This is a genomic window from Duganella sp. GW821-FHT07G03 (assembly GCF_059418605.1).
Genome location: NZ_JBWKQE010000024.1, coordinates 16,036 through 39,248, shown reverse-complemented (window position 1 = coordinate 39,248; position 23,213 = coordinate 16,036). Strand labels below are relative to the sequence as shown.

The 23,213-nt window shown below is 64.8% G+C and carries 17 protein-coding genes; 5 read left to right on the top strand and 12 right to left on the bottom strand.

Annotation, left to right across the window (positions count from 1 at the left end; translation table 11 throughout):
- Positions 1–57: 57 nt before the first annotated feature.
- Positions 58–1,074, top strand: a complete 1,017-nt coding sequence (locus AC07OK_RS24865) for an alpha/beta hydrolase (RefSeq protein WP_494692802.1) — start codon at positions 58–60, stop codon at positions 1,072–1,074.
- 186 nt (positions 1,075–1,260) lie between these two features.
- Positions 1,261–3,987, top strand: a complete 2,727-nt coding sequence (locus AC07OK_RS24860; protein ID WP_494692801.1) for a TonB-dependent receptor — start codon at positions 1,261–1,263, stop codon at positions 3,985–3,987.
- 72 nt (positions 3,988–4,059) lie between these two features.
- On the opposite strand, the gene AC07OK_RS24855 is transcribed toward AC07OK_RS24860, so the two are convergent.
- The 10 genes from AC07OK_RS24855 to AC07OK_RS24810 are packed head-to-tail and all read right to left on the bottom strand — an operon-like array spanning position 4,060 to position 17,379.
- Complete coding sequence (locus AC07OK_RS24855) at positions 4,060–5,709, bottom strand: hypothetical protein (RefSeq protein WP_494692800.1); 1,650 nt, start codon at positions 5,707–5,709, stop codon at positions 4,060–4,062.
- A gap of 5 nt (positions 5,710–5,714) precedes the next feature.
- Positions 5,715–7,751, bottom strand: coding sequence for a hypothetical protein (locus AC07OK_RS24850; RefSeq protein ID WP_494692799.1), 2,037 nt, complete (start codon positions 7,749–7,751; stop codon positions 5,715–5,717).
- On the bottom strand, positions 7,735–8,781 hold the full coding sequence (locus AC07OK_RS24845; RefSeq protein WP_494692798.1) for a BatA domain-containing protein: 1,047 nt from the start codon (positions 8,779–8,781) through the stop codon (positions 7,735–7,737). Before AC07OK_RS24845 ends, AC07OK_RS24850 begins: the two co-directional genes overlap by 17 nt.
- A 13-nt stretch (positions 8,782–8,794) precedes the next feature.
- The gene (locus tag AC07OK_RS24840; protein ID WP_494692797.1) at positions 8,795–9,712 is read right to left on the bottom strand and encodes a DUF58 domain-containing protein; all 918 of its coding nucleotides are present in this window, start codon (positions 9,710–9,712) and stop codon (positions 8,795–8,797) included.
- A gap of 9 nt (positions 9,713–9,721) precedes the next feature.
- A complete protein-coding gene (locus tag AC07OK_RS24835; protein ID WP_494692796.1) occupies positions 9,722–10,720 on the bottom strand; it encodes an AAA family ATPase in 999 nt (332 codons plus the stop codon).
- 2 nt (positions 10,721–10,722) lie between these two features.
- Positions 10,723–11,343: a DUF4159 domain-containing protein gene (locus tag AC07OK_RS24830; protein ID WP_494692795.1), complete on the bottom strand. Its 621-nt coding sequence runs from the start codon at positions 11,341–11,343 to the stop codon at positions 10,723–10,725.
- Between the two features lie 10 nt (positions 11,344–11,353).
- A complete protein-coding gene (locus AC07OK_RS24825) occupies positions 11,354–12,691 on the bottom strand; it encodes a TldD/PmbA family protein (RefSeq protein ID WP_494692794.1) in 1,338 nt (445 codons plus the stop codon).
- A 3-nt stretch (positions 12,692–12,694) separates the two neighbouring features.
- The gene (locus tag AC07OK_RS24820; protein WP_494692793.1) at positions 12,695–14,332 is read right to left on the bottom strand and encodes a TldD/PmbA family protein; all 1,638 of its coding nucleotides are present in this window, start codon (positions 14,330–14,332) and stop codon (positions 12,695–12,697) included.
- A gap of 54 nt (positions 14,333–14,386) precedes the next feature.
- The gene (locus AC07OK_RS24815) at positions 14,387–15,724 is read right to left on the bottom strand and encodes a TldD/PmbA family protein (protein WP_494692792.1); all 1,338 of its coding nucleotides are present in this window, start codon (positions 15,722–15,724) and stop codon (positions 14,387–14,389) included.
- 17 nt (positions 15,725–15,741) lie between these two features.
- Entirely contained in the window at positions 15,742–17,379 is a 1,638-nt protein-coding gene (locus tag AC07OK_RS24810) for a TldD/PmbA family protein (RefSeq protein ID WP_494692791.1), read from the bottom strand.
- Positions 17,380–17,811: 432 nt separating this feature from the next.
- On the opposite strand from AC07OK_RS24810, the gene AC07OK_RS24805 reads away from it, so the two are divergent.
- The 3 genes from AC07OK_RS24805 to AC07OK_RS24795 all read left to right on the top strand — a co-directional run bounded on the left by AC07OK_RS24805 (position 17,812) and on the right by AC07OK_RS24795 (position 20,078).
- Positions 17,812–18,624, top strand: coding sequence for a class I SAM-dependent methyltransferase (locus AC07OK_RS24805; RefSeq protein WP_494692790.1), 813 nt, complete (start codon positions 17,812–17,814; stop codon positions 18,622–18,624).
- Positions 18,625–18,747: 123 nt separating this feature from the next.
- A complete protein-coding gene (locus AC07OK_RS24800) occupies positions 18,748–19,377 on the top strand; it encodes a hypothetical protein (protein WP_494692789.1) in 630 nt (209 codons plus the stop codon).
- Complete coding sequence (locus AC07OK_RS24795; protein ID WP_494692788.1) at positions 19,374–20,078, top strand: hypothetical protein; 705 nt, start codon at positions 19,374–19,376, stop codon at positions 20,076–20,078. Before AC07OK_RS24800 ends, AC07OK_RS24795 begins: the two co-directional genes overlap by 4 nt.
- 4 nt (positions 20,079–20,082) lie before the next feature.
- Here the strand turns inward: AC07OK_RS24795 and AC07OK_RS24790 are convergent, their stop codons facing one another.
- Positions 20,083–21,564: a methyl-accepting chemotaxis protein gene (locus tag AC07OK_RS24790; RefSeq protein WP_494692787.1), complete on the bottom strand. Its 1,482-nt coding sequence runs from the start codon at positions 21,562–21,564 to the stop codon at positions 20,083–20,085.
- A 98-nt stretch (positions 21,565–21,662) separates the two neighbouring features.
- Complete coding sequence (locus AC07OK_RS24785; RefSeq protein WP_494692786.1) at positions 21,663–23,186, bottom strand: methyl-accepting chemotaxis protein; 1,524 nt, start codon at positions 23,184–23,186, stop codon at positions 21,663–21,665.
- Positions 23,187–23,213 lie beyond the last annotated feature (27 nt).

Here is a 23,213-nt window from a genome sequence, read left to right as displayed (position 1 = left end):
ACATTCACGTCGCGTGATACTTCAATCTGGGTGCTTTACCAGCAAAGGAAGATCATCATGCGTATGTTCCAACAGATTGCCATGGCCGCCGTCGGCGCGCTCACCCTGTCCATCATCGCGCCGGCCGGCAGCGCCGGCGCCGCTCCCTTGCGCGAGCAGGACGACACCGTCACCGTCGCCGGCGTGGAGATCGCCTGCCGCCTCACCTTCCCCGCCGGCACACCGCAGGGCGCGGTGCTGCTGCTGCCAGGCTCGCTTTTCAGCGACGTCGACGGCAACTACCCCGCCATGCACCTCAAGCCGCATCTGTATGCGGACCTGGCCGCGCAGCTCGGCGAGCGCGGCTACGCCGTGCTGCGGATGGCCAAGATCGGCCCGGGCACCGGCTCGCGCACGCTGGACCCGCAAGCGGCCGCCCGCCACGCGGCCTTCCCCACCCGGGCCGAGGTCGCCTCGGCCGGGCTGGCCTTGCTGCGCCAGAGCGCGCCGGTCCATCCGCTGATCGTGGCCGGCCACAGCGAAGGCGCGCTGGTGGCCTCCATGCTGGCCAGCGGCCCCGATGCGCCGGCCATAGCCGGCGTGGTGATGCTGTCCGGCCCCGCCACGCCGCTGCTCAGCCTGATGCGCGAGCAGCTGGCCGCGATGACGCCGCCGGGCGCCGACCTGGCGATGTATGACCAGACTGTCGCCGCCTTGCGCGCCGGCCAGCCGCTGCCGGCCGGCGCCAAGACCGATCCGCAAACGGCGATGCTGGCGGCCATGCCGGCCTTCAGCCTGGATTATCTGCGCAGCACCGACCGCGTCGATCCCGTGGCAGAACTGGCGCGCGTGCGCCAGCCGGTGCTGATCGTCCAGGGCGGACAGGATGCCTCGGTGCCGCCGGCGCATGCCGACAGTCTCCACCAGGGGCGCGGAAAACTGCCGACCGAACTGGCGCGCTTCCCCGGCCTGACCCACTTCTACAAGGTCGCGCCGCCCGGCATTTCGCCGCTGCAGTCGATGGCGCTCGACAGCGTCAGCGATCCGGCGGTCGCGGAGCGCATCGCATCGTGGGCGCGCCGACTTCCAATGTAGTTTACTTACACAAAAATACAACATGGAAGCGCTTCCGCAGCGTGATTGTGGCTAAACCTACAGATTGTTGATGTCAGGGCACCAATATTCGTTTGACTTGGTTTCTAGTTTTAATACAAGATCGTTTCCAAGCGGCCTCAGAATGCCGTTCAGAAACGACCTTTACAAACACCAGGAGACCTCCAAATGAAGTTGAACACGCATCCGTCCGGCGTCCGTGCCGCCCTCCCCCTGACCCCGGTGGCCGCCGCTTGCGCGGTCCTGATCTCGGCACTGGCCGCGCCGCTGCACGCGGAAACCAACGGCGCGCCGCAGGCGGCCGACGCGCCGATGTCGACCGTGGTGGTGTCGGGCATCCGGCGCGGCATCGAGGACGCGATTTCGGTCAAACGCGACTCGACCTCCATCGTCGAATCGATCTCCGCCGAAGACATCGGCAAACTGCCCGACGTCAGCATCGCCGAATCGATCGCCCGCCTGCCGGGCCTGGCGGCGCAGCGCGTGGCCGGCCGCGCGCAGGTGATCAGCATCCGCGGCCTGTCGCCGGACTTCGCCACCACCCTGCTCAACGGCCGCGAACAGGTCAGCACCGGCGACAACCGCAGCGTGGAGTTCGACCAGTACCCGTCCGAGCTGCTGAGCGGCGTGACCGTCTACAAAACCCCGGACGCCGGCCTGGTCGGCCAGGGCCTGTCGGGCACCATCGACATGCAGACCGTGCGTCCGCTGGCCTTCCCGGGCCGCACCATGTCGGTCAACCTGCGCGGCGAGAACAACTCGATGGGCAAGATCGCCAACGCCAAGGACACCGGCCACCGCTTCAGCGCCAGCTACATCGACCAGTTCGCCAACCGCACGGTCGGCGTCGCGCTCGGCATCGCCAACATGGAATCGCCTATCCTCGACAACGAGACCGGCACCTACGAGCCTTTCGACCAGAGCAAGGTCTCCGGCGTGCCGTCCGGCACCTACGTCACCGCCGGCGTCAAGTCGCTGGCCAAGAGCGGCACCCTCAAGCGCACCGGCCTGATCGGCGTGCTGGAATACCGCCCGAACAAGATGTGGACCAGCACGCTGGACATCTTTGCCTCCGAGTTCAAGCAGGTCGACACCAACAACCAGTTCGAGGTCAACCTGGGCGGCTACAACGGCAGCAACAACCCGGTCGGCTTCAACTACAACAGCACCAACATCGTCAACGGCACGCTGCTGGGCGGCACCGCCACCGGCGCCTATCCGCTGGTGCGCGGCCAGTACAACAACCGCAAGGATGAAATCCGCACCGCCGGCTGGGCCAACAAGTTCAACTTCGGCGGCTGGTCGCTGCTGGCCGACGCCAACTACTCGGAAGCCAAGCGCGACGAGACCTACCTCGAAAACAACCTGCAGCTGCAAAGCGCCACCGGCGGCGCCTTCAACGACCCGCTGATGACGGTGGGCTGGGCGCCGGGCCAATTCGCCACCATCGCGGGCAAGCTCAGCTACAGCGACCCGACCAAGCTCTACACCGGCAACTCGATCTACGGCTACGGCAGCACCTACTCGCCGCACCTGAAGGACACGCTGAAGAGCTTCAAGCTGGCCGCCACGCTGCCGGCGCCGGAGATGATGGACAAATACCTGTCCGGCTTCGACATCGGCATGAACTACAGCGACCGCACCAAGACCAAGCGCCAGCCGTCCGGCCAGCTGTTCGCCAAGGGTAATCCGACCATCTCCAGCGACCTGCTGTACGCGCCGGTCGACCTGGGCTTCGCTGGCTCCGGCATCGTCCCCTCGTGGAACGTGCCGGGCGTGATCGCCAAGTACTTCAACCCGATCGACTACAGCCTGGCCAACAACGCCGGCACCATCAGCCGCGCGTGGGACGTGACCGAGAAAATCAGCACCGGCTACGCCCGCGCCAACATCGACAGCGACTGGGGCGGCGTGACCGTGCGCGGCAACTTCGGCGCGCAACTGGTGCACACCGACCAGTCCTCGCAGTCGCTGTACGCCGACAACGGCGGCGCGGCCCATCCTATCGCCGACGGCAAGGCCTACAACGACGTCCTGCCGAGCATGAACCTGGCCTTCGGCCTGCCGAACGAGCAGACGCTGCGCCTGTCGGTGGCCAAGCAGATCGCCCGCGCCCGCGTCGACCAGCTCAACGCCGGCTTCAACTTCACCGTCGATGCCGGCACCCGCCTGCCGAGCGGCAGCGGCGGCAACGCGCGCCTCGATCCATGGCGCGCCAAGGCCTTCGACATCTCGTGGGAAAAGTACTTCGCCAAGAAGGGCTACGTGGCGCTGGCGGGCTTCTACAAAAAGCTCGACACCTACATCTACACCTTCTCGGAAACCCGCGACTTCTCGCAGTACACGCCGGGCACCAACGCCATCAGCAACATGGGCCAGTACACCACGTCCTACAACGGCGGCGGCGGCATGTTGAAGGGCGCCGAAGTGTCGGTATCGATCCCGCTGGAACTGCTGACGCCTGCGTTGAACGGCTTCGGCGTGCTGGCCAGCAGCTCGTACACCCAGAGCGGCATCGACATCAAGCAGGTCAACGCCACCATCGGCAAGATCCAGTTGCCTGGCCTGTCGCGCAACGTCACCAACCTGACGATGTACTACGAAAAGAACGGCTTCTCGACCCGCGTGAGCACGCGTCGTCGTTCGGATTATGTGGGTGAGATCGGCAACTTCGCCGGCGACCGCCAGCTGCGTTACGTGGTGGGCGACAGCCCGGTCGATTTCCAGATCGGCTACACCTTCAACGACGGCGCCTACAAGGGCCTGGGCGTGCTGCTGCAGGTGAACAACCTGACCAACGAGGCGTATGAAACCTACGCCAACAGCAAGGACCGTCAGCTGGAATATGCGAAGTATGGCCGCACGGTTCTGTTTGGTGTGAACTACAAGTTCTGACGCCAGGTCCAAGGATGCCGGCCGAAATACCAGGCCGGTTTTGATCCTGCAACCGCGGTTGCAGGATCTTTTTTACCGGCGTTGCGCCGACTCGCGATACCACAAGCCCAGCATGCACAGGGCGAACAACAGCGCAAAAGGCACAGCCGGCAGTGGACGCTCCACTGCCGCGCCGTGGCCCTTGCCATCCGCACCCGCAGCCCGCGCCGCATACACCGCCGTCGCGTCGCGCCGCAAGGCCCGCTGCCAGCCTGGCCAATCCTTCACGTCATACACATACTCGAACGCCGGCGCATCCATGCCCGCCGCGTTGAACTTCGCCCAGCCGGCGCGCTGCGGCCACCAGGCGCCGCAGCGCGCATCGGCCTTGTCGGCGCGTGCCTGCAACGGGATGGCGGGTCCGCCGTCGGCCGGCTGCACGCTCGCCACGGCGCCGCCTTCGACGCACACTTCGCTGCGCAGGCCAGGGACGGGCATAGTGTCCGGCAGCCGCCAGCCGGTTTTCTGCACGCTGGCCAGCGCGATCTTGTCCATCGCCCCCTGCCACCACAAGGCCAGCGCTTGCGGCGCGCTGATGGCGTAGCGGTGCCAGTCCGATACGCCTACCCACACCACGCGGCCCTGCTGCAAATCGCGCTGCCACAGCCACGGCAGCTTCTTGCCGTCGCGCGCCACGACGGACCACGGCGCGGCCGCGTTGTCGTCAGGGTTCAGGCCGGCAGGCGGCATCGCCAGCGCTGCGCCGGCGACGGTGAACTGGCGCGTGTCCTCCTTCTCCGTGGTCGGCGATTGCGGATGCAGGCGCAGGCCGAACTCGCGCTGCCACATGGAAGCGTCGGCCGCGTTCGCGCCCAACACCACCAGCGGCACGCCTTGCCGCGTCTGCGCCAGCAGCGCGCCGCGCGCCGAGGGATTCATGTGCTCGACGTAGGCGGCATCGACAAACACCGCGTTGGGCGCCGTCAGCGGCGCGCGGGCGGTTTCGCTGCGCGCCACTGCCTTGCCCAGTGCGACGTTCCAGTCGAGTATCGCGCTGCCGTCGGCCAGCAGCTGATTCAGCGCACGGGCGTCGAACGACGGCGCGTCGAAGCGGCCCTGTATCTGCAAGGGCAGCGCATCCTTCACCTGCAACGGCACCGGGCCTTGCGCGATCACTTTTCCGGCGGCGTCCAGCAGGCGCGCCTGCAACACCATCGCCTCCGCCACCGGTGGCAGCCATTGCACGCTCAGCTGCGATGTGGCTGAAGCGGCGAGATTCGAATCCGCCAGCACCTGCTTGTTCTCGGCCAGCAGCTGCAGGCGCCAGCCCGCCTGCGCCTGTGCGCGCCGCACCGTCAAGGTGAAGATGCGGCCCAGCGGCATCGTACGCGGGAAGTCCAGCCACAGCATGTCGGCGGCGGCAGGCTGCCACTGCACGCGCCGCGCGGGCAGGTCGCTCCACTCGGCTGTGCGCAGACCGTCGCCGCTCAAACTGATGGCCTGTGCACGCGGTATCGCCAGCAACGATGCTTCGCTGATGTCGCCGTTTGCGCCAATCGCTACCGCCACGATATTCTCGCCGGCTTGCGGCAAACGTATGTCGGCCAGCGAGACCGCCAGCGCTGCCGACGCCACGACGACCAACGACGCGTTGATCCAATTGCGCTTGCGGCCATACAGCATGGCGCTGACTGCGCCGACGCCCAGCACCGCCGCCGGCGCGGCGATTGCGGCGAGTTCCATGTTGATCATTTCGGCTGCTCCTTGCCATTCCACGCCTGACGGAACGGCGTATCCGTCGAAGGCCGCGCCTGCAGCAGCACCGGTGCATCCAGCAGCGTGCCGCGCAGCCATGCGCGCAGCTCGCCGCGACAGGCGACGCAGCCATCCTGCACATCCTGCACCGCGCGTTGTGCGCTCAGTTTCTGTTCCTGGTCGGTGATGCGGGCGGCGATGGCGTCGCGCGCGGCCTTGCTCCACAGGGCCGGCAGCGCGCCGTCCTGCGACAGGGCTTGCACCAGGTCGCGCACTTCGGCCGGCACGGTGTCGCCGGCGGAGCCCTGCGCGCGCTTGTAGCTCAACACGCCGACGATATCGCCGCTCATGCGCTTTTCTTCCTTCAGCGCGGGCGGCACGAAGGCGGTGCGGTGCAAATAGATGCGCTCCGCCGCCTGCAATTCCTTGATCGCGTCCAGCGCCTTGTACTCGGGCGGCAGCGCGGGCTTGGGCGAGATGGCGCGCAGCGATTTCTCCGCATCCCACATGGCCGACAGCGCGCGCTTCAATATCGCCTTGGTCTTGGGGTCGAAGATGGTGGCGTTGTCCTCCTGGTCGTGCGCGTGGCCGAACTCCTTCAGCACCGACATGTCGTTGCCGAAGCCAGGCTTGCTGGCGTGGCGGTCTTCGCTTTCGTGTTCGTGTTCATCGCCGAATATACTGGATTCCTCGCCGAGGAACTGGCCGTAGCGCAGCCGCAGCTTGGCCTGGTCGGAGGCGATGGTCTCGCTGCGCTCGCGCAGCGTGGCCGCCGGCATGTTGGGGTGGGCCTGCATGTCGGCTACCAACTGCTCGGTGTCGATGATGATCTGGCGCTGGCTGCGCAGGTTTTCAGACTTGGCGATCGACGGCAACGCGGTCGAGTCCAGACTCTCCGCTTCCGGCGCCGGCAGGCGCAGCGTGTAGGTCGGCGACTGGGCGGTGTGCGGATTGTCCGGCGCGTTGTCGGTGGCGCGCACGAAGAAGTACAGCTCGTCGCCTGGCTCCATGCCCAGCTCCGTCAAGGTCCACTGCTTTTTCCAGCTGCGGACTTTGGGGTCGGACGATTGCGGCAGCGGCACTTCGCGGTCGCTGAAGCGGATGTTCTCGCCGCTGCCGCGCGCCAGCGTCATGTGCAGGCTGGCGCGGACGATGGCGTAGTCGTCGCGGGCAGTGACGGAGATCTGTACAGTCTTCGCATCCTTGGCGAGGATGTGTATCAATTCCGTGGGTTCGATGATAGTCACTTGCGGCGCCTGGTCCGGCGTCACGCGGATGTTGTAGCGGGTGCCGTTCTTGCCGCGGGCGCGCCAGAACAGTGATTCCTCCACGCGCTTCATCGCGCAGGCTTCGGTGATCGGCAGGCTGAGCCCATCGCCCAATTCCACAGCAGGCTGGGGGCCGCTTGGGTTGCGCACGCACCAGCGCACTTCGGAGAATTGCGGCACCTGGATGTCGCGGGCGGCGGTCTCGAATGGTTGGACGCCGGTGTAGGCTGGCGGCGCGACACGCAGATAGATCTCGCCGTCGACGATGGGCTTGGCCGCCTGGCTGGCGACGGGGGTAGCGACGGCGGCGGTCTGCTTGCCGTGGTAGCCCCAGGCGGCGCCCGCCGCCGCAAGGCTGAGCAGCACCGGCACGATGCTGATGCGCACGCGGCTGCGGGCGATGCTGCGGTAGTCGCTCTCGCCCAGCACGGAGGCCAGGCGGGCTTGCAGGCGTTGCTGCTGGAGTATGGCGATGGGCGTGGTGGCGTCGGCCGCCAGCAGCGTGCTGCTGTCTTCCAGCGCGGGGATGGCGGCGTTCAGCCACGAGGTCCATTCGCGTTTGATGCGCAGGCGCCAGCGATAGATGTCGATGACCAGCCAGATCGCCCACGGCAGTATCGCCGCGACCACCAGCGGACGGGCTGCATGCAGCAGGACCAGCGCGATGGCCAGCGGCGCCAGTGCGGCCAGCCATTGCGGCGCGCGGCGGCGCAGGACGGCGGCCCACAGGTGGCGGCGCAGGGTGTCAGTTTCGCCGTGCATGGGTCAGTATCCGTTCGAGTAAAAACAGCGCCAGCAGCGCAAGCGCGACCCAGGCGGCGGGCTTGGCGTCGGTGATGGCGGGGAGCGCGCTGCGCGCTGCGGACAGCGCTTGCGAAGGCATCGGGTAGGCCGGCGCGGGGGCTGGGCGGAGCTGCCGCCAGGCTTCATGGAGGGCGCGCGCGGTGTCGGCGTCGCGCGGCGGCATGGCGTCGGAGGTCCACAGGCGGCCGCGCGGGGAGTCGGCGTATTTCAGCACGATGCCGTTGATGGTCAGCGTTGCGGCATTTGCCAGTTCGGGGAAAACGGTAGGCGCGGCGATCCACCAGTGCGGGGCGCGCCAGTTGGCGGGCGGCGTGGCGGCGGATTCCCAGACGATCAACTCGGTTTTTGCGCCTGGTTCGTCAGCGAGCGTGTAGCGGCTGGCGCCATCGCCGGCGCGGTTGAAGGCGGCGAACAGCGAACGCCAGGCCGCGCCCTGCTCCTGCGCGCCGGCCAGCACGATGTGGTGCTCGGTCGGCGTCGGCGCAGTGGCAGCGACGGCCGGTGGCTTGGTGCGCAGTTCCACCTGGTGGCTGAATTGCGGCACGCGGGCCGGCATCGCCAGCTGGTCGGCGCGGACGACGATCAGCAAGCGCGCGCCGGAGCGCCAGTCGCGCTCGTGCTGGCGCAGCCATTGCAGGCCGTTAGTCGGCAGCTCGATGCGCTGCGCCGCGCCCATGCCGGCGGCGGCGATCTGCTGCTCGGCCCAGGCCTTGTCGGCGCCGACGTCCAGCAGCGCGGTATCGCCGCGCCACGGGAAGATGGTCGCGGCCAGCCAGGCGATCAGCGCCACCAGCATCAGGCAGCGCACCAGCAACAGCAAGCGGTCGCGCCACTGCCAGACGCGCAGCTGCTCCGGCGCGGCCGAAGGCAGGAAGCGCGCCGTCGCCAGCGGCTCGGCCTTCAGGCGCTGGCGCTTCTGGCGATGCCACCACACCGGCAGCAACAGCACCGGCAGCGCAAGCCACCACAAGGGATAAGAACTCAGCATCGACAACCCATCTTCATTTTGCGCGCGCTCCGGCCAGCTGCAACCAGCTGCGCAGCACGCTGCCCAGAGGCTGCTCGATACGCGCCTCGTAGTGGACGATATTGTTTTGACGGCAGCTGGTGGCCACCGCATCGAAGTGCGCGCGGCTCTGCTGCCTGTAGCTTTCGCGGTCGGCGTTGCTCATGCGGTGCAAGCCGTCGCTCTGTTCCGGGTCGCGGTAGGCCGTGCCGGCCTTGAAGCTGGCGTCCACCTCCGCTTGCGTGCGCAGGGTTAGCAGGCGCACGTCGTGCCGCAGGCTGCGCAGCCGCAGCAAAGCTTCGCTCAACGGCGACGGCCAGTCGAGGAAATCGCTGGCGGCGAAAATCAAACTGGGCGAGCGGGCGAAATGCAGATTGGCCTTCAGCACCTCGGCGCTGGGCAGGCTGCCTTCCGGCTTGGCCTTGGCCAGCTGCGCCAGCACGCGCTGCAACTGGCGCGGCCCGCGCGAGGCTTGTGTGAATTCGACCTTGCCGCCGCCGCACACCACTAGCCCGAATGCATCGCCCTGCCGCTGCGCGATGGCCGCCACGCAGGCCAGCACGGTGCGCGCGAACCACAGCTTGTCGACACCATTGATCTCGCGGCTCGGCTCCGCCATCGACGCGCTGGCGTCCAGCCACAGCCAGGTGGCGACGTGGCTGTCGCGCTCCGCCTCGCGGACGAAGTAGCGGTCAGCGCGCGCCAGCAGCTTCCAGTCGACGCGGCGCCACTCGTCGCCCGGCGCGTAGGCCCGGTACTCGGAGAACTCGACGCCGGCGCCGCGCTCACGACCCGCGTGCAGGCCGTGGCCCAGCCCCGCCAGCACGTGGCGGATCACCAGCTCCAGGTCCTTGGTCTGCGCCATCATCGCCGTCATGGCGGCGGCGGTGGACGGTTTAAAGGTCGATTGCATCGCGGCCTGTTATTCCGGGCGAATGTGCTCGCGCAGCGCCAGCAGGATGTCTGCGATCGCCACGCCGTCCGCCTCCGCCTCGAAGTTCCGGATCACGCGGTGCGCCAGCACCGGCAGCAGCATCTCGCCGATGTCCTCGCGGGTGACGGCCAGGCGGTTGTGCATCAGCGCGCGCGCCTTGGAGGCCAGCACCAGCGCCTGTCCCGCGCGCGGACCCGCGCCCCAGCCCACATGCTTTGTCACCGCCGGCACCGTCGTCAGCGCCGGACGGGTGGCGCGCACCAGCCGCGTCGCATACGCCAGCAGGTGGTCGCCGATTTCGATGTCGCGCACCAGCTGCTGCAAGCGCAGCAAGGTCGCCACGTCCATCACCGGGTCGGCGTCTTTCAGGCCGGCGTGGGTGGTGGCGGAGACCATCGCGATCTCCTCTTCCTCGGTCGGATACACCACGTCGATGCGCAGCAGGAAGCGGTCCAGCTGCGCTTCCGGCAGCGGGTAAGTGCCGGCCTGCTCGATCGGGTTCTGCGTCGCCAGCACGAAGAAAGGCTTGGGCAGCATGTGCGTCTGGCCGGCGAAGGTCACGCTGCGTTCCTGCATCGCCTCCAGCAGCGCCGATTGCGTCTTCGGCGGGGCGCGGTTGATCTCGTCGGCCAGCAGCACCTGCGTAAACACCGGGCCGCGCTGGAAGCGGAACTCGCGCTTGCGGGTCGCGTGGTCTTCTTCCAGGATCTCGGTGCCGACGATATCGGACGGCATCAGGTCGGGTGTGAACTGCACGCGGTGGAAGTCCATGTCGGTTGCCTGCGACAGCGATTTCACCAGCAGCGTCTTGCCCAGTCCCGGCACGCCTTCCACCAATGCGTGGCCGCCGGCCAGCAGGCAGATGATCAACGAATCGATCACGTTTTCCTGGCCGATGATCACACGGGACATGCTCGCCTTCAGCGCCGCCACCTTGGCGCTCAGCGCGCCGATTTCATTTTCGCTCCAGGCGATTGCACTATCCAAGATCAAGCTCCCAACGCATATTGAATGATATTGACCGCAAAGCGGGTATTGTCGACCACCAGCCAGCGCTTGTTGCGGAAGTCGTAGTCCCACTCGCAGCCGTAGTCCTTGTTGCTGTACAAAAGCCGCACGCGACCGCCGACTTCCACCGCCTTCAGGTAGTCGTGCACCAGATCGTCGCCCCAGCCGTTGAGCTCCACGCTGGTGTTGGGCGGGCCGTCGAAATGGAAGAAGCTCGAATACACCGGATGCGTGTTCGGGATCTTGTGCAGTGCCTTCGGCCCGAAGATGCGGGCGATTTCGGCCTCGAACGATTTGGAGAACAGGCCGTCGATATCGTGGTTGCAGTCGTCCACGAACAGGAAGCCGCCGCCCTTGACGTAGCGCTCCAGGTTCTTGCGCTCGGCCGGCGTGAACTGCACCAGCTTGTGGCCGGCGAAATAGCAGAACGGCGCCTCCAGCATCTTCGGATCGGACAGCGCGACGATGCGTTCAACGGGATCAACCCGCAAGGTCGTGTATTCGACCAGCGAGTTGAGCACGTTGCTCGGCATGCGGATATCGACATCCCAGTCGCCCGACTCGTAGGTCAGGCGGGTGAAGTAAAAATCGTAGTTGGCCACAACCCGACCTTTATACCGCGTCGGACAAGGAGGTGAAGTTGAAGTCGCGCACCTTCATCGGCGGGATCAGCATCTGGAACCGCACCTCGTCGCCGCCGATCACCACCGGCTTGCCCAGTTCATCGATATTGTTCAGCATCGACACCGGGCTTTCGTTGAAGCGGAAGTTCTTGATCGGATGCTTGATCTTGCCGTTCTCAATGTAGAAGGTGCCGTCGCGCGTCAAGCCGGTCAGCAGCAGCGACTGCGGATCGACCATGCGGATGTACCAGGTACGGGTGACCAGCACGCCCTTCTTGGTCGACGCGATCAGCTCCTCGGTCGACTTGCCGCCGCCCGCCATGATCATGTTGCCGTGACGGCCGGCGGCGCGCTGGCCCTGTTTCTCGGCCCAGTAGCGGGTGTAGTCCAGCGAGGCCACCTTGCCGCCCTTGATCACGTCCGTGCGCTCGCGCGCCAGCATCGACGCGTCGTCCCAGCCCAGTACCGGCACGTCCTTGTCCCACGGATCGGCCCAGACGTTGACCTGCTCGTCGAACAGCTTCTCGCCCAGGCGGTTGCCGCCGCCCTTCTTCGACAGGAAGCTGCGGCCCTCGTCGGCGCGGCGCGCGTCGAAGGCGCCGAACATGCGGCCGATGATTTCCGACGTCGCCGCCGGCTCCAGGATCACCGTGTAGCGGCCCGGCTCCAGCGCCTTGGCCTCCACCGATTTCAACGCTTTCTCAATCGCGATCTCGGACGCCTCGCGCGCATCGAACTTCTTCGCATCGGTGGCCGAGCGCGTGGCCCAGCCAGAACCGCGGCCGTCCTCGGTGCGGGTGGTGATGGTGAAACCCAGGTTGCTCAAGGTCTGGTAGCCGAACACGCCGTTCGAATTGGCCACCGTTTCAAAGCCGGTGGTGTCGCTGAAGAAGCCCGCCGCGATCAGGCCCTGCTTGCGGCAGGCGTTGATGCTGACGGCCGCCACTTCGGCGCGGTATTCGGGATCGATGGCGGCGGTGGCTTCGCTGTAGGTGGCCGAAGACTTGTACTCCTGCTTCTTGATCGCCGGCTGGAACTCGGGATTCTCCGGCGCCAGGCGCGCCACGTCTTCAGCGCGACGCACGGCGCGTTCCAGCGCCTTGTCGTCGAACTCATTGATCGACGCCGTACCCTGGCGCTTGCCGAAGGCGACGCTGACGGTCAGCTGGGTATTCTCCGTCAGGCCGGCGGTCGACACGGCGTTGCGCGCGTAACGGATATTGCCGTTGCGGCTACCGCTGATCTGCACGCGGCACTCGTCGGCCTTGGACAGCGACATCACCTTGTCGCTAATGCGTTTTGCTTCTTCCTGGTTCAGCATCTTCATGGATTATCCTATCTTGCGAGCGGTGTTGATGACGTTGATGCCGTTGAAGCGCGTGGTCGGCGACCCGTGCGATACGGCGCTGACCTGCGAAGGCTGACCCTTGCCATCGAAGAAGGAGCCGCCCATGCGCCAGTCGCGTTCATCGCACAGCGCCGAGCAGGCGTTCCAGAACTCCTGGGTGTTGGACTGGTAGGCCACGTCTTCCAGCTGGTTGGTGATCTTGCCGTTCTTGATCTCGAAGTACAGCTGGCCGCCGAACTGGAAGTTGTAGCGCTGCTGGTCGATCGAGTACGAGCCGCGGCCCAGGATGTAGATGCCCTTCTTGACGTCCTTGACCATGTCGTCCGGCGTCAGCGGCTTCTTGCCCGCTTCCAGCGACACGTTGGGCATGCGCTGGAACTGCACGCTGCTCCAGCTGTCCGCGTACGAGCAGCCGTGCGATTCCTTCTCGCCGATGATGGCCGCCTGGTCGCGCGTGGCCTGGTAGTTGACCAGGATGCCGTTGCGGATCAGGTCCCAGCGCTTGGAGGCCACGCCTTCGTCGTCGTAGCCCACGCAGCCCAGCGAGCCTGGCGTGGTCTTGTCGGCGACGATGTTGACCAGGTCCGAACCGTATTTGAAGTTCTTGCTCTTCCACTTGTCCAGCGTGGCGAAGCTGGTGCCGGCGTAGTTGGCCTCGTAGCCCAGCACGCGATCGAGTTCGGTGGCGTGGCCGACCGATTCGTGAATGGTCAGGAACAGGTGCTCCGGCGACAGCACCAGGTCGTACTTGCCCGGTTCGACGGTTTTCGCGGTGAGCTTTTCGCGGGCCTGGCGACCGGCGGCGCGCGCATCTTCCACCAGATCGTAGGCGCCCTGGTACAGCGTGGTCACGCCGCCGGCGGCCTTGACCTTGTTGGGCTCTTTCGCGTCGAAGAATTCATAGCCCATGCTGGCCGGCGAGGACAAGCCGTCGCGCGTGCGGAAGCGGTTGGTGGCCTTGTCGACGGCGGTGGCGGTCAGCGGCGACCACAGACGATGGATGTCCTGGTCGATGTAGGAGCCGTCGGTGGAGGCGAAGTACTTCTGCTGGTTCACCTGGAACAGGTTGGACGACATGAAGCTGGCGCCCGCATCCAGGCCGGCCTTGTTGGCGGCGATCAGCATCTCGGCCTTTTCCTTGATCGCCACGGTGCGCCAGTCCTTCTTGAACGGCGTGGCCCACGCCACTTCGCCCACGCCTTTGACGGGGGCCAGCACCACAGGCTCGGTTTGCAGCTTGGCGTTGGCGCGCGCGATGGCGACCGCCTGGCGTGCGGCGGCAGCCACCGAGTCCAGCGTCATGACGTTGGTCGAGCAGAAGCCGTAGGCGCCGTTGGCGATCACGCGCACGCCGACGCCGGAGGATTCGGTGTTGACGATGTTTTCCACGTTCAGGTCGCGCGTGGTGAGGAACTGGTTCAGGTAGCGGCCGATGCGCACGTCGCAGTAGCTGGCGCCGGCCTTGGTGGCGGCGTTCATCGCCGCGTCGGCCAGCGATTTCTTGAACTGCACGGCCATGGGGTTGAGCAGCTCTTCGGCCGCGATGGCGTTGCCGAAGACCGGTATCAGCAAGCTGCCACCGGCGGCCGCGCTAACTTTTAGAAATGAACGTCGTTCCACATTAACTCCCTGATAAATGTAACAGGGCCGGAATCAGATCCGGCCCTTGATGCTTTAAACCGCGTCCGACAACGAGGTGAAGTTGAAGTCGCGCACCCGCATCGCCGGTATCAGCAACTGGAACTGCGACTCGTCACCCGACAGGATCTCCGGCCGGCCCAGCTCCTCGATGTTGTTCAACATCGTCACCGGGCTTTCGTTGAAGCGGAAGTTCTTGATCGGATGCTTGATCTTGCCGTTCTCGATGTAGAAGGTGCCGTCGCGGGTCAAGCCGGTCAGCAGCACCGACTGCGGATCGACCATGCGGATGTACCAGGTGCGGGTGACCAGCACGCCCTTCTTGGTGTTGGCGATCAGCTCCTCGGTCGACTTGTTGGTGCCGGCCATGATGATGTTGCCCGGCGAGCCGACGGCGCGCTTGCCCTGCTTCTTGGCCCAGTAGGTCGAGTAATCGAGGTTGGCGATCTTGCCGCCCTTGATGATGTCCTGGCGTTCGCGCGCCAGCATGTTCTGGCCGTCCCATGGCAGCACCGCCACGTCCTTGTCCCACGGGTCGGCCCAGACGTTGACCTGTTCGTCGAACAGCTTCTCGCCCATGCGGTTGCCGCCGCCCTTTTTCGACAGGAAGCTGCGGCCCTCGTCGGCCTGGCGCGCGTCGAAACCGTTGAACATGAAGGCCAGCAGGTCCGAGGTCGCCGCCGGCTCCAGGATCACCGTGTAGCGGCCCGGCTCCAGCGCCTTGGCCTCCACCGAACGCAGCGCTTTTTCAATCGCCACGTTGGACGCTTCGCGCGCGTCGAACTTGCTGACGTCGCCCACGCTGCGCTTGACCCAGCCCGAACCGCGGCCGTCTTCGGTGCGCACGGTGACGGTGAAGTCCAGCCCCGTGTCCTGCTGGTAGCCGAACACGCCGTTCGAGTTGGCGATGGTGTTGAACTTGGTGCTGTCGCTGAAGAAGCCCGCCGCCACCAGCTTGTTCTTCTTGCTGTTCTCGATGCTGTAGGCCGCCACCTGGGCGCGGAATTCGGGATCGATGTCGGCGGTCTTCTGGAAGAAGGTCTCGCTGGCCTTGTATTGCTGCTTGGTCGGCGTCGGCATGAACTCCGGATTTTCCGGCGCCAGGCGGGCCAGGTCTTCCGCGCGGCGCACCACTTTTTCCAGCGACTTGTCGTCAAACTCGTTGATGGTGGCCGTGCCCTGCTTCTTGCCGAAGGCGACCGACACCACCAGCTGCGTGTCCTCGATCAAGCCGGCGGTCGACACGGCGTTGCGCGCGTAGCGGATATTGCCCTTGCGGCTGCCGGTGATGTTCACTTCGCACTGGTCGCCCTTGGAGAAGGACAGGACCTTGTCGCTGATACGTTTTGCTTCGTCTTGACTCAAATTCTTCATCTCGTGGTCTCCAGGGCTTAGCCGATTTTGCGTGCGGTGTTGATGACGTTGATGCCGTTGAAGCGCGCCGTGCTGGCGCCATGCGACACCACCGACACCTGCGAAGGCTGGCCTTTACCGTCAAAGAAGGAACCGCCCATGCGCCAATCGCGCTCGTCGCACAGACCGGCGCAGGCATTCCAGAACTCCTGGGTATTCGATTGATAGGCCACGTCTTCCAGCATCTCGCCGATCTTGCCGTTCTTGATTTCGTAGAACAACTGGCCGCCGAACTGGAAGTTGTAGCGCTGCTGGTCGATCGAGAAGGAACCGTCGCCGACGATGTAGATGCCCTTCTTGACGTCCTTGACCATCTCGTCCGGGGTCATCTTCTTCTTACCGGCTTGCAGCGAGACGTTGGGCATGCGCTGGAACTGCACGCTGCTCCAGTTGTCCGCATACGAGCAGCCGTGCGATTCCTTCTCGCCGATGATGGCCGCCTGGTCGCGCGTGGCCTGGTAGTTGACCAGGATGCCGTCCTTGATGATGTCCCAGCGCTTGCACTTGACGCCTTCGTCGTCGTAGCCGACGTTGGCCAGCGAACCGGGGGTGGTCTTGTCGGCGACGATGTTGACCAGGTCCGAACCGTACTTGAATTTTTTCGACTGCCATTTATCGAGCGTGGCGAAGCTGGTGCCGGCGAAGTTGGCCTCGTAGCCGAGCACGCGATCGAGCTCGGTCGGGTGGCCGACCGATTCGTGGATGGTCAGCCACAGGTGTTCCGGCGACAGCACCAGGTCGTACTTGCCCGGCTCGACCGACTTGGCGCTCAGCTTTTGCTTGGCCTGCTTGCCGGCCGCGCGCGCGTCTTCGATCAGGTCGTAGGACTTGGTGTACAGCGTGGTCACGCCGCCGGCCGCCTTGATCTTGTGCTCGGGACGCGCGTCCAGGTATTCGTAGCCCATGCCGACCGGTGACGACAGGCCCTGGCGCGAACGGAACTTGTTGGTCTTCTGGTCGACGGCGGTGGCGAACACCGGCATCCACAGGCGGTGCACGTCCTGGTCGATGTAGGAGCCGTCGGTGGAGGCGAAGTACTTCTGCTGGTTGACCTGGAACAGCAGCGACTGCATGAAGCTGGCGCCGCCCTCCATGCCGGCCTTGTTGGCGGCGATCAGCAGCTCGGCCTTGTCCTTGATGGCGACCGTGCGCCAGTCCTTGACGATGGGCGTGGCCCACGACACTTCGCCGACGCCCTTGACCGGTGCCAGGATGACCGGCTCGGTCTGCAGCTTGGCGTTGGCCTTGGCGATGGCGACCGCCTGGCGCGCGGCGGCGGCGACGCCGTCCGGGCTCATGTCGTTGGTGGCGGCAAAGCCGTAGGCGCCGCCGGCGATCACGCGCACGCCGACCCCGGCCGATTCCGTGTTGACCACGTTCTCGACGTTCAGGTCGCGGGTGGTGATGAACTGGTTCAGGTAGCGCCCTACCCGCACGTCGCAGTAGGAGGCGCCGGCCTGGGTCGCCGCGGTCAGCGCGGTATCGGCCAGCATTTTCTTGAATTGCAGGGCGACTGGCTTGAGCAGTTCTTCCGCCGCGATTGCGCGACCGAAGGCGGGCAGCAGCATCGTGCCCAGGGCCAGACTACTAACATTGAGGAATGCACGTCGTTCCATCGTATCTCCAAAAACGTAACAAGATTGCGGGCCGGTCGCCCGGGGTTCTGCTTTTTATTTGCTTTTCTAGCTGGAACTACTTCGTTACCGCTCGTTGCTTTGCACTACACCTGAATATCCGCCGCCGTTTCCGCCGGTTTAGCAATATTAGCGCCGGATTAAGGAAGGAGATAGGCAAAATGTGTGCCACGGGTATTCATGTTGCAAGTTGGTGCGGCAGGCAGGATATTCAGGCAGGAGTGTCCGCGTATCTGTCCGTTCGACTGTCCGCCAGTGTCCGAAAGTGTCCGCCGAGTGTCCGCCTGGGCTGGCCGTCACGCTAGCGCGGAGCGCCGTCCCAATTCGCTTGACCTTCAGGCAAGCCTGCACCATGATCGCGCAGGGCGAGCGGCTGCGCATCGTCCCAACCAACGAACCCTCAGGAGACTTTGCATGAAACGAACCGTACTTGCCGCCCTGGCCGCCACCATGTTGATCGCGGGCGGCGCCTTTGCCGCCGAAGATGCGGCACTGAAGGCCGCCATCGCCGCGCCGTCGCGCACGCCAGCCAACGTCGAGCGCGACGTCTACCGCCATCCGTATGAAACGCTGAGCTTCTTCGGCATCAAGCCGAGCATGACGGTGGTCGAGCTGGAACCGGGCGGCGGCTGGTACACCGAGATCCTGGCCCCCTACCTGCGCGACCATGGCAAGCTGATCGCCGCCGGCAACGACCTCGCTTCGCCCGACGCCAACGAGCGCAAGGCCGCCGAGCGCTTCATGGCGCGCCTGAACGCCAAGCCCGAGGTGTACAACAAGGTGGCGCTGGGTGTGTTCTCGCCGCCGCGCAAGTATGAACTGGCGCCGGCCGGCAGCGTCGACATGGTGGTCACCTTCCGCAACGTCCACAACTGGATGGAAACCGGCCCGGACAACATGAAGACGCTGTTCGGCAGCGTCTACGCCAGCCTGAAGAAAGGCGGCGTGTTCGGCGTGGTCGAGCACCGCCTGCCGGCCGCCAAGGTGCAGGACAAGGACGCCAGCAGCGGTTATATGCACGAGAAATATGTGATCGGCCTGGCCGAGGCGGCCGGCTTCAAGCTGGCCGACAAGTCGGAAGTCAACGCCAATCCCAAGGACAACGCCGAGCACAAGGGCGGTGTCTGGGCGCTGCCGCCGACCTACGGCAACAAGGACGAGGACCGCGCCATGTACAAGGCCATCGGCGAGAGCGACCGCATGACGCTGAAGTTCGTCAAGCCTTGAACATCTCTTCGCCAGTATTCCAACCTCGGTCTCGCAGGAATGGCATATGATTTAAGGTGACATATCGACCTGGCCTTCGACGGCCAGCGTCGGTCATTCTCACAGCCTTGAAAAGAGACGATCATGAAGAAGTTCCAAGAACTAACCATCAAAACGAATAGCACACCGGAAGAAGCCGTCAGCGCCATTGCTACACACCTGCCTCCGCAATGGATGCGCGATGCAAAAAGGGAGGCGGATATCGTCTTGAATGTGGGCGGTAAATTCTTCTGCTTCGAAATCAAAGCGAGCCCTGCGGGCGCCGCAAGACTTTGGGCCGCGCCGTCAGATGGCGGGATTTCGGTGAGAAATATCGTGCCGATTGATAAGTCGGAGTTGACCCCTGATGAGTACAATGAAATCCTTGGCCTATTTGTTCACGATGCCATCAATGGGCATTTTAAATATGAGATGAGCAATCCTGACGTTAAACTTGTCGACCTGATAAGCAAGGCGTCCTCAGAAAAATTCCATGCATTTTCAAGCTGCGCAAACAAGTCGACCGGCCACAGCCATCCTCTCGACGATGCACGTTGGCTGGACTTCGTCTACAGCGTGGCAAAGCACCGCGAGTCGCTCGATGCAGACGATCTTCAGTTTTTCTTGCAAGAAGATGGCTGGGATGAACAAAGTGCGCAGGATCTAGCCGCAGATTTCTCGTATGGACTCCGCGCTATGCAACATGCGCTCGCGTCAGCGGAGCGCGGGGAATGATTTGCGATATTCCGACCGCTGCGCAAATAATCGGAGCGTCATCCAAGCCGATATTACTGGTCGATACATGCTCGCTGCTCGACGTGATACGCACGCCCGTTCGCGACAAACTTAACCCGGATCATATAAAAGGCGGTATCGAGATACTTGCCAAGATTGCGGCGGGAGAGCTTCACATGGTGGTGACAACGACCATAAAGACGGAGTTTAACGAGCACCTGAGCACGACTTGTGACGACTTGGAAAACAACGCGAAGTCCCTGGAGGACAGGACAGGCCACTACACCCGGGCGAGTGCCTTCGCCGGCATCCCGTTAATGGCCACCGGTTCGCTACAAGGGGCAACCCTGTCAAAAAAATTATCACAATACTCCACCGACTTGCTCGCTCATTCCATCATCCTCCAGCGTGACCTGGATTGCGGTCATCGGGCGCATGACCGGGTCGAAGTGCATAATGCGCCAGCAAGCAGAGGGAAAAGCGAATCGAAAGACTGCCTGATCGTCGAACACTTCCTTGAACTGGTTCGACGGCTGCGCAACGCCGGTTACGCGAGAAAAGCTGTATTTGTCACGAACAACTCAACTGACTACGGGCCGCCAAACGCGCCCCGAGCTCCACTGGATAGCGAGTTCATCAATGCGAAGATCGTCTACTGCAATAACTTTTCGTGGGCGCTTGTCGAAGCGCTGAAACCTTAAGCGGCTAAAAGCGCGTAAACTTGTGCTCGTCGGGCGCGCCCTCGGCCACCAGGTCGAGCTTGCGCGCCGGGCGCGCATGCCTGGCGCCAGTCTTCAGCACCACCGGCCGGCGCGTCGATCCGGCGCGCGGCAACTCCTCGACCGCATACTGCTTGAACACCGCCATCAGCAGGGTCAGCTGCTCGGCCTGCGCGCTCATCTCTTCCGACGTCGCCGCCAGTTCCTCGGAGCTGGCCGCGTTGATCTGGGTGGTCTGGCTGAGCTGACCGACCGCGCTGTTAATCTGCCGCACGCCGGAGCTCTGTTCCTCCGACGCCGCCGAAATCTCCTGCACCAGCTCCGACGTCTTGCGGATATTCGGCACCAGCGCATCGAACATCTGGCCGGCCTGCTCGGCCAGCTCGACGCTGTCCGACGCCACCTTGCTGATTTCCTGCGCCGCCACCTGGCTGCGTTCGGCCAGCTTGCGCACCTCGGCCGCCACCACCGCGAAGCCCTTGCCGTGTTCATGCGCGCGCGCCGCCTCGATCGCCGCGTTCAGCGCCAGCAGGTTGGTTTGATAGGCGATGTCGTCGATGATGCTGATCTTGCTGGCGATCTGCTTCATCGCCGCCGCCGTGGCCTTGACCACTTCGGCGCCGCGCGCCGCGTCCACCGCCGCCTGGGTGGCGATGCCGTCGGTGACCTTGGCGTTTTCCGTGTTCTGCGCGATCGACGCCGTCATCTGCTCGATCGAGGCGCTGGTCTCCTCCACGCCCGCCGCCTGCTCGCTGGCCGCCTGCGACAGCGACTGCGCGGTCGAGCTCACTTCCTCCGAGGCGCCGGCCAGGCTGCCCACCACCGCCTGCACTTCGCGCACGATGCCCGACAGGCTGCGCGCCAGCCACAGCGCCAGCACGCAACCGAGCACCGCGATCGCGATGTCGATGCCCAGGATCAAGCGCTTGGCGGAGTCGCTCACGTCCGTCATGGCCGCCGATGCGGCCTTGGTTTCGCCGTCGTTAACCTTGAGCAGCTTGCGGAAGGCGGAGGCGATGGCCGCGTCGGCCCCCTTGATGGCCTTGTCCATGTCCTGCGCCGCCATGCCCTTCTCGTGCATCGCTTCGAGCTGGGTCATGCTGTCGCCGTAGGCCTTGGTGCCGGCCACGACTTCGTTCAGCAGGGTCTGCTCGTCGGCGCTGACGTTGCCCGCCGCCTTGTAGTTGGCCATTTCCTTGTCGATGGCGGCCAGGTCGGCGCGGAACTTGCCGTTGTAGTCGCCGCCGCGCAGGATGTAGTTCTTGAAATGATGGATCGCATTGCCTTGGGCGGTAAGTCCCTCCAGCACGGCGTTCTTGCGCACCAGCGTGACGGTTTCGAAGTCGTTCCAGTGCTCGTGCAGCGAGCTCAGCTTGGAGAAGGCTATCACCCCCAGCGCGATCACCAGCAGCACGATGCCGCCAAAGCCGGCATGCAGCCGGGTTTCCATTTTCATATGCTTGAACATGAGCGATTTCTCCAATCGGCGGGGAGGGTCACATGCCATTGTGAACCTATTCCCTGCGGCAAATCTCACCAATACTCACTTGTGGCGTACACCCCACGTCAGCGGTGTCCGGCCCCGGCCAGCTTGAAGAAGGACATGGTCTGCTGCAGCTGCTCGGCCTGGCCGCTCATCTCTTCGGCGGTGGCGGCCAGCTGCTCCGAACTGGAGGCGTTTTGCTGGGTGGTCTGGCTCAGCTGGGTGACGGCCGCGTTGATCTGGCCGACCCCGGCCGACTGTTCCTCCGACGCCGCCGTGATCTCCTGCACCAGGTTGGAGGTGCGGCGGATGTTCGGCACCATGGCGTCGAGCAGGCTGCCGGCCTTCTCGGCCAGCTGCACGCTGCTCGACGCCACCTGTTCGATTTCCTGCGCCGCCACCTGGCTGCGCTCGGCCAGCTTGCGCACCTCGGCCGCCACCACCGCGAAGCCCTTGCCGTGCTCGCCGGCGCGCGCCGCCTCGATCGCCGCGTTCAGCGCCAGCAGGTTGGTCTGGTAGGCGATGTCGTCGATGATGCTGATCTTCTTGGCGATCTGCTGCATCGCCGCCACCGTCGACTTGACCGCCTCGCCGCCCTCGGTGGCCTCCTCGGCCGCCTTGCTGGCGATGCCGTCGGTGACCTTGGCGTTTTCCGTGTTCTGCGAGATCGACGCCGTCATCTGCTCCACCGAGGCGCTGGTCTGCTCGGTGCCGGCGGCCTGCTCGCTGGCCGCCTGCGACAGCGATTGCGCGGTCGCGCTCACTTCCTCGGAGGCGCTGGCCAGCGCCTCGGCGCCGGTGTTCACTTCCTGCACCACCTGCGACAGCTTGGTGATCATGACTTGCATCGCCGCCAGCAGGCTGCTGCGGTCGGTGGCGCGCAGCTGCACCTCGATGCTCAGGTCGCCCTCGGAGACGGCGCGCACGACGTCGACCGCGTAGGCCGGCTCGCCGCCCAGCTGGCGCATCAGCCCGCGCACGATCAGGAAGGCCAGCAGCGTGGCGACGACGGCCGCCACCGCGCCGGTGCTGATCAACTGCCGGCGCGCGCTGTCGTACTGCTCGTCGGTTTCCTTGTCGGCCGATGCCATCGCCTCGGCCTGGTAATCGTTCATGGCGTCGAGCGCGCCGAAATAAGTATTCTGCACCGGTCGCAGCGTGTCGATCAGGACGGGGCGGGCCTCGTCGCGCTTGCCCGCGCGCACCAGGGCCATGAAGTCGGCGCGCACCGCCAGGTAGTGCTTCTCGGCCTCCAGCGTCTTGGCCAGCAAGTCCTTGCCTTTCTGGTTGCGCACGATCTCCTGGAGTTTCTTGACGTTTTCAGCGATGCGCCCATCGGCCGTGGCGATGCGTTCCAGTTCCTGGTTGACCGTCTTGGGGTCGGTGAAAATGATGGCGTTGCGCAGCGAACGCGCAATCAGGTTGACGTCGCCGATCCACTTATAGGTCAGCACCACCTTGGGATAGCGGTCCTGGATGACAACGTTGTTGAGGTCGTTGATCGCCCCCAGCCTGGAGATGCCAAGGAAGATACCGCCGATCAGCAGCACGACGATGAACCCGAACGACAAACCCAGATACGTGCTGATTTTCAGTTGGCGCAGCATGACATCTCCCTGGTCAGGATGTGGGGT

Bases quoted from the DNA above. Each gene is read 5' to 3' on its own strand.
- AC07OK_RS24865 (WP_494692802.1), top strand. From the start codon at position 58: ATGCGTATGTTCCAACAGATTGCCATGGCCGCCGTCGGCGCGCTCACC.
- AC07OK_RS24860 (WP_494692801.1), top strand. From the start codon at position 1,261: ATGAAGTTGAACACGCATCCGTCCGGCGTCCGTGCCGCCCTCCCCCTG.
- AC07OK_RS24855 (WP_494692800.1), bottom strand. From the start codon at position 5,709: ATGGAACTCGCCGCAATCGCCGCGCCGGCGGCGGTGCTGGGCGTCGGC.
- AC07OK_RS24850 (WP_494692799.1), bottom strand. From the start codon at position 7,751: ATGCACGGCGAAACTGACACCCTGCGCCGCCACCTGTGGGCCGCCGTC.
- AC07OK_RS24845 (WP_494692798.1), bottom strand. From the start codon at position 8,781: ATGCTGAGTTCTTATCCCTTGTGGTGGCTTGCGCTGCCGGTGCTGTTG.
- AC07OK_RS24840 (WP_494692797.1), bottom strand. From the start codon at position 9,712: ATGCAATCGACCTTTAAACCGTCCACCGCCGCCGCCATGACGGCGATG.
- AC07OK_RS24825 (WP_494692794.1), bottom strand. From the start codon at position 12,691: ATGAAGATGCTGAACCAGGAAGAAGCAAAACGCATTAGCGACAAGGTG.
- AC07OK_RS24815 (WP_494692792.1), bottom strand. From the start codon at position 15,724: ATGAAGAATTTGAGTCAAGACGAAGCAAAACGTATCAGCGACAAGGTC.
- AC07OK_RS24810 (WP_494692791.1), bottom strand. From the start codon at position 17,379: ATGGAACGACGTGCATTCCTCAATGTTAGTAGTCTGGCCCTGGGCACG.
- AC07OK_RS24805 (WP_494692790.1), top strand. From the start codon at position 17,812: ATGAAACGAACCGTACTTGCCGCCCTGGCCGCCACCATGTTGATCGCG.
- AC07OK_RS24800 (WP_494692789.1), top strand. From the start codon at position 18,748: ATGAAGAAGTTCCAAGAACTAACCATCAAAACGAATAGCACACCGGAA.
- AC07OK_RS24795 (WP_494692788.1), top strand. From the start codon at position 19,374: ATGATTTGCGATATTCCGACCGCTGCGCAAATAATCGGAGCGTCATCC.
- AC07OK_RS24790 (WP_494692787.1), bottom strand. From the start codon at position 21,564: ATGTTCAAGCATATGAAAATGGAAACCCGGCTGCATGCCGGCTTTGGC.
- AC07OK_RS24785 (WP_494692786.1), bottom strand. From the start codon at position 23,186: ATGCTGCGCCAACTGAAAATCAGCACGTATCTGGGTTTGTCGTTCGGG.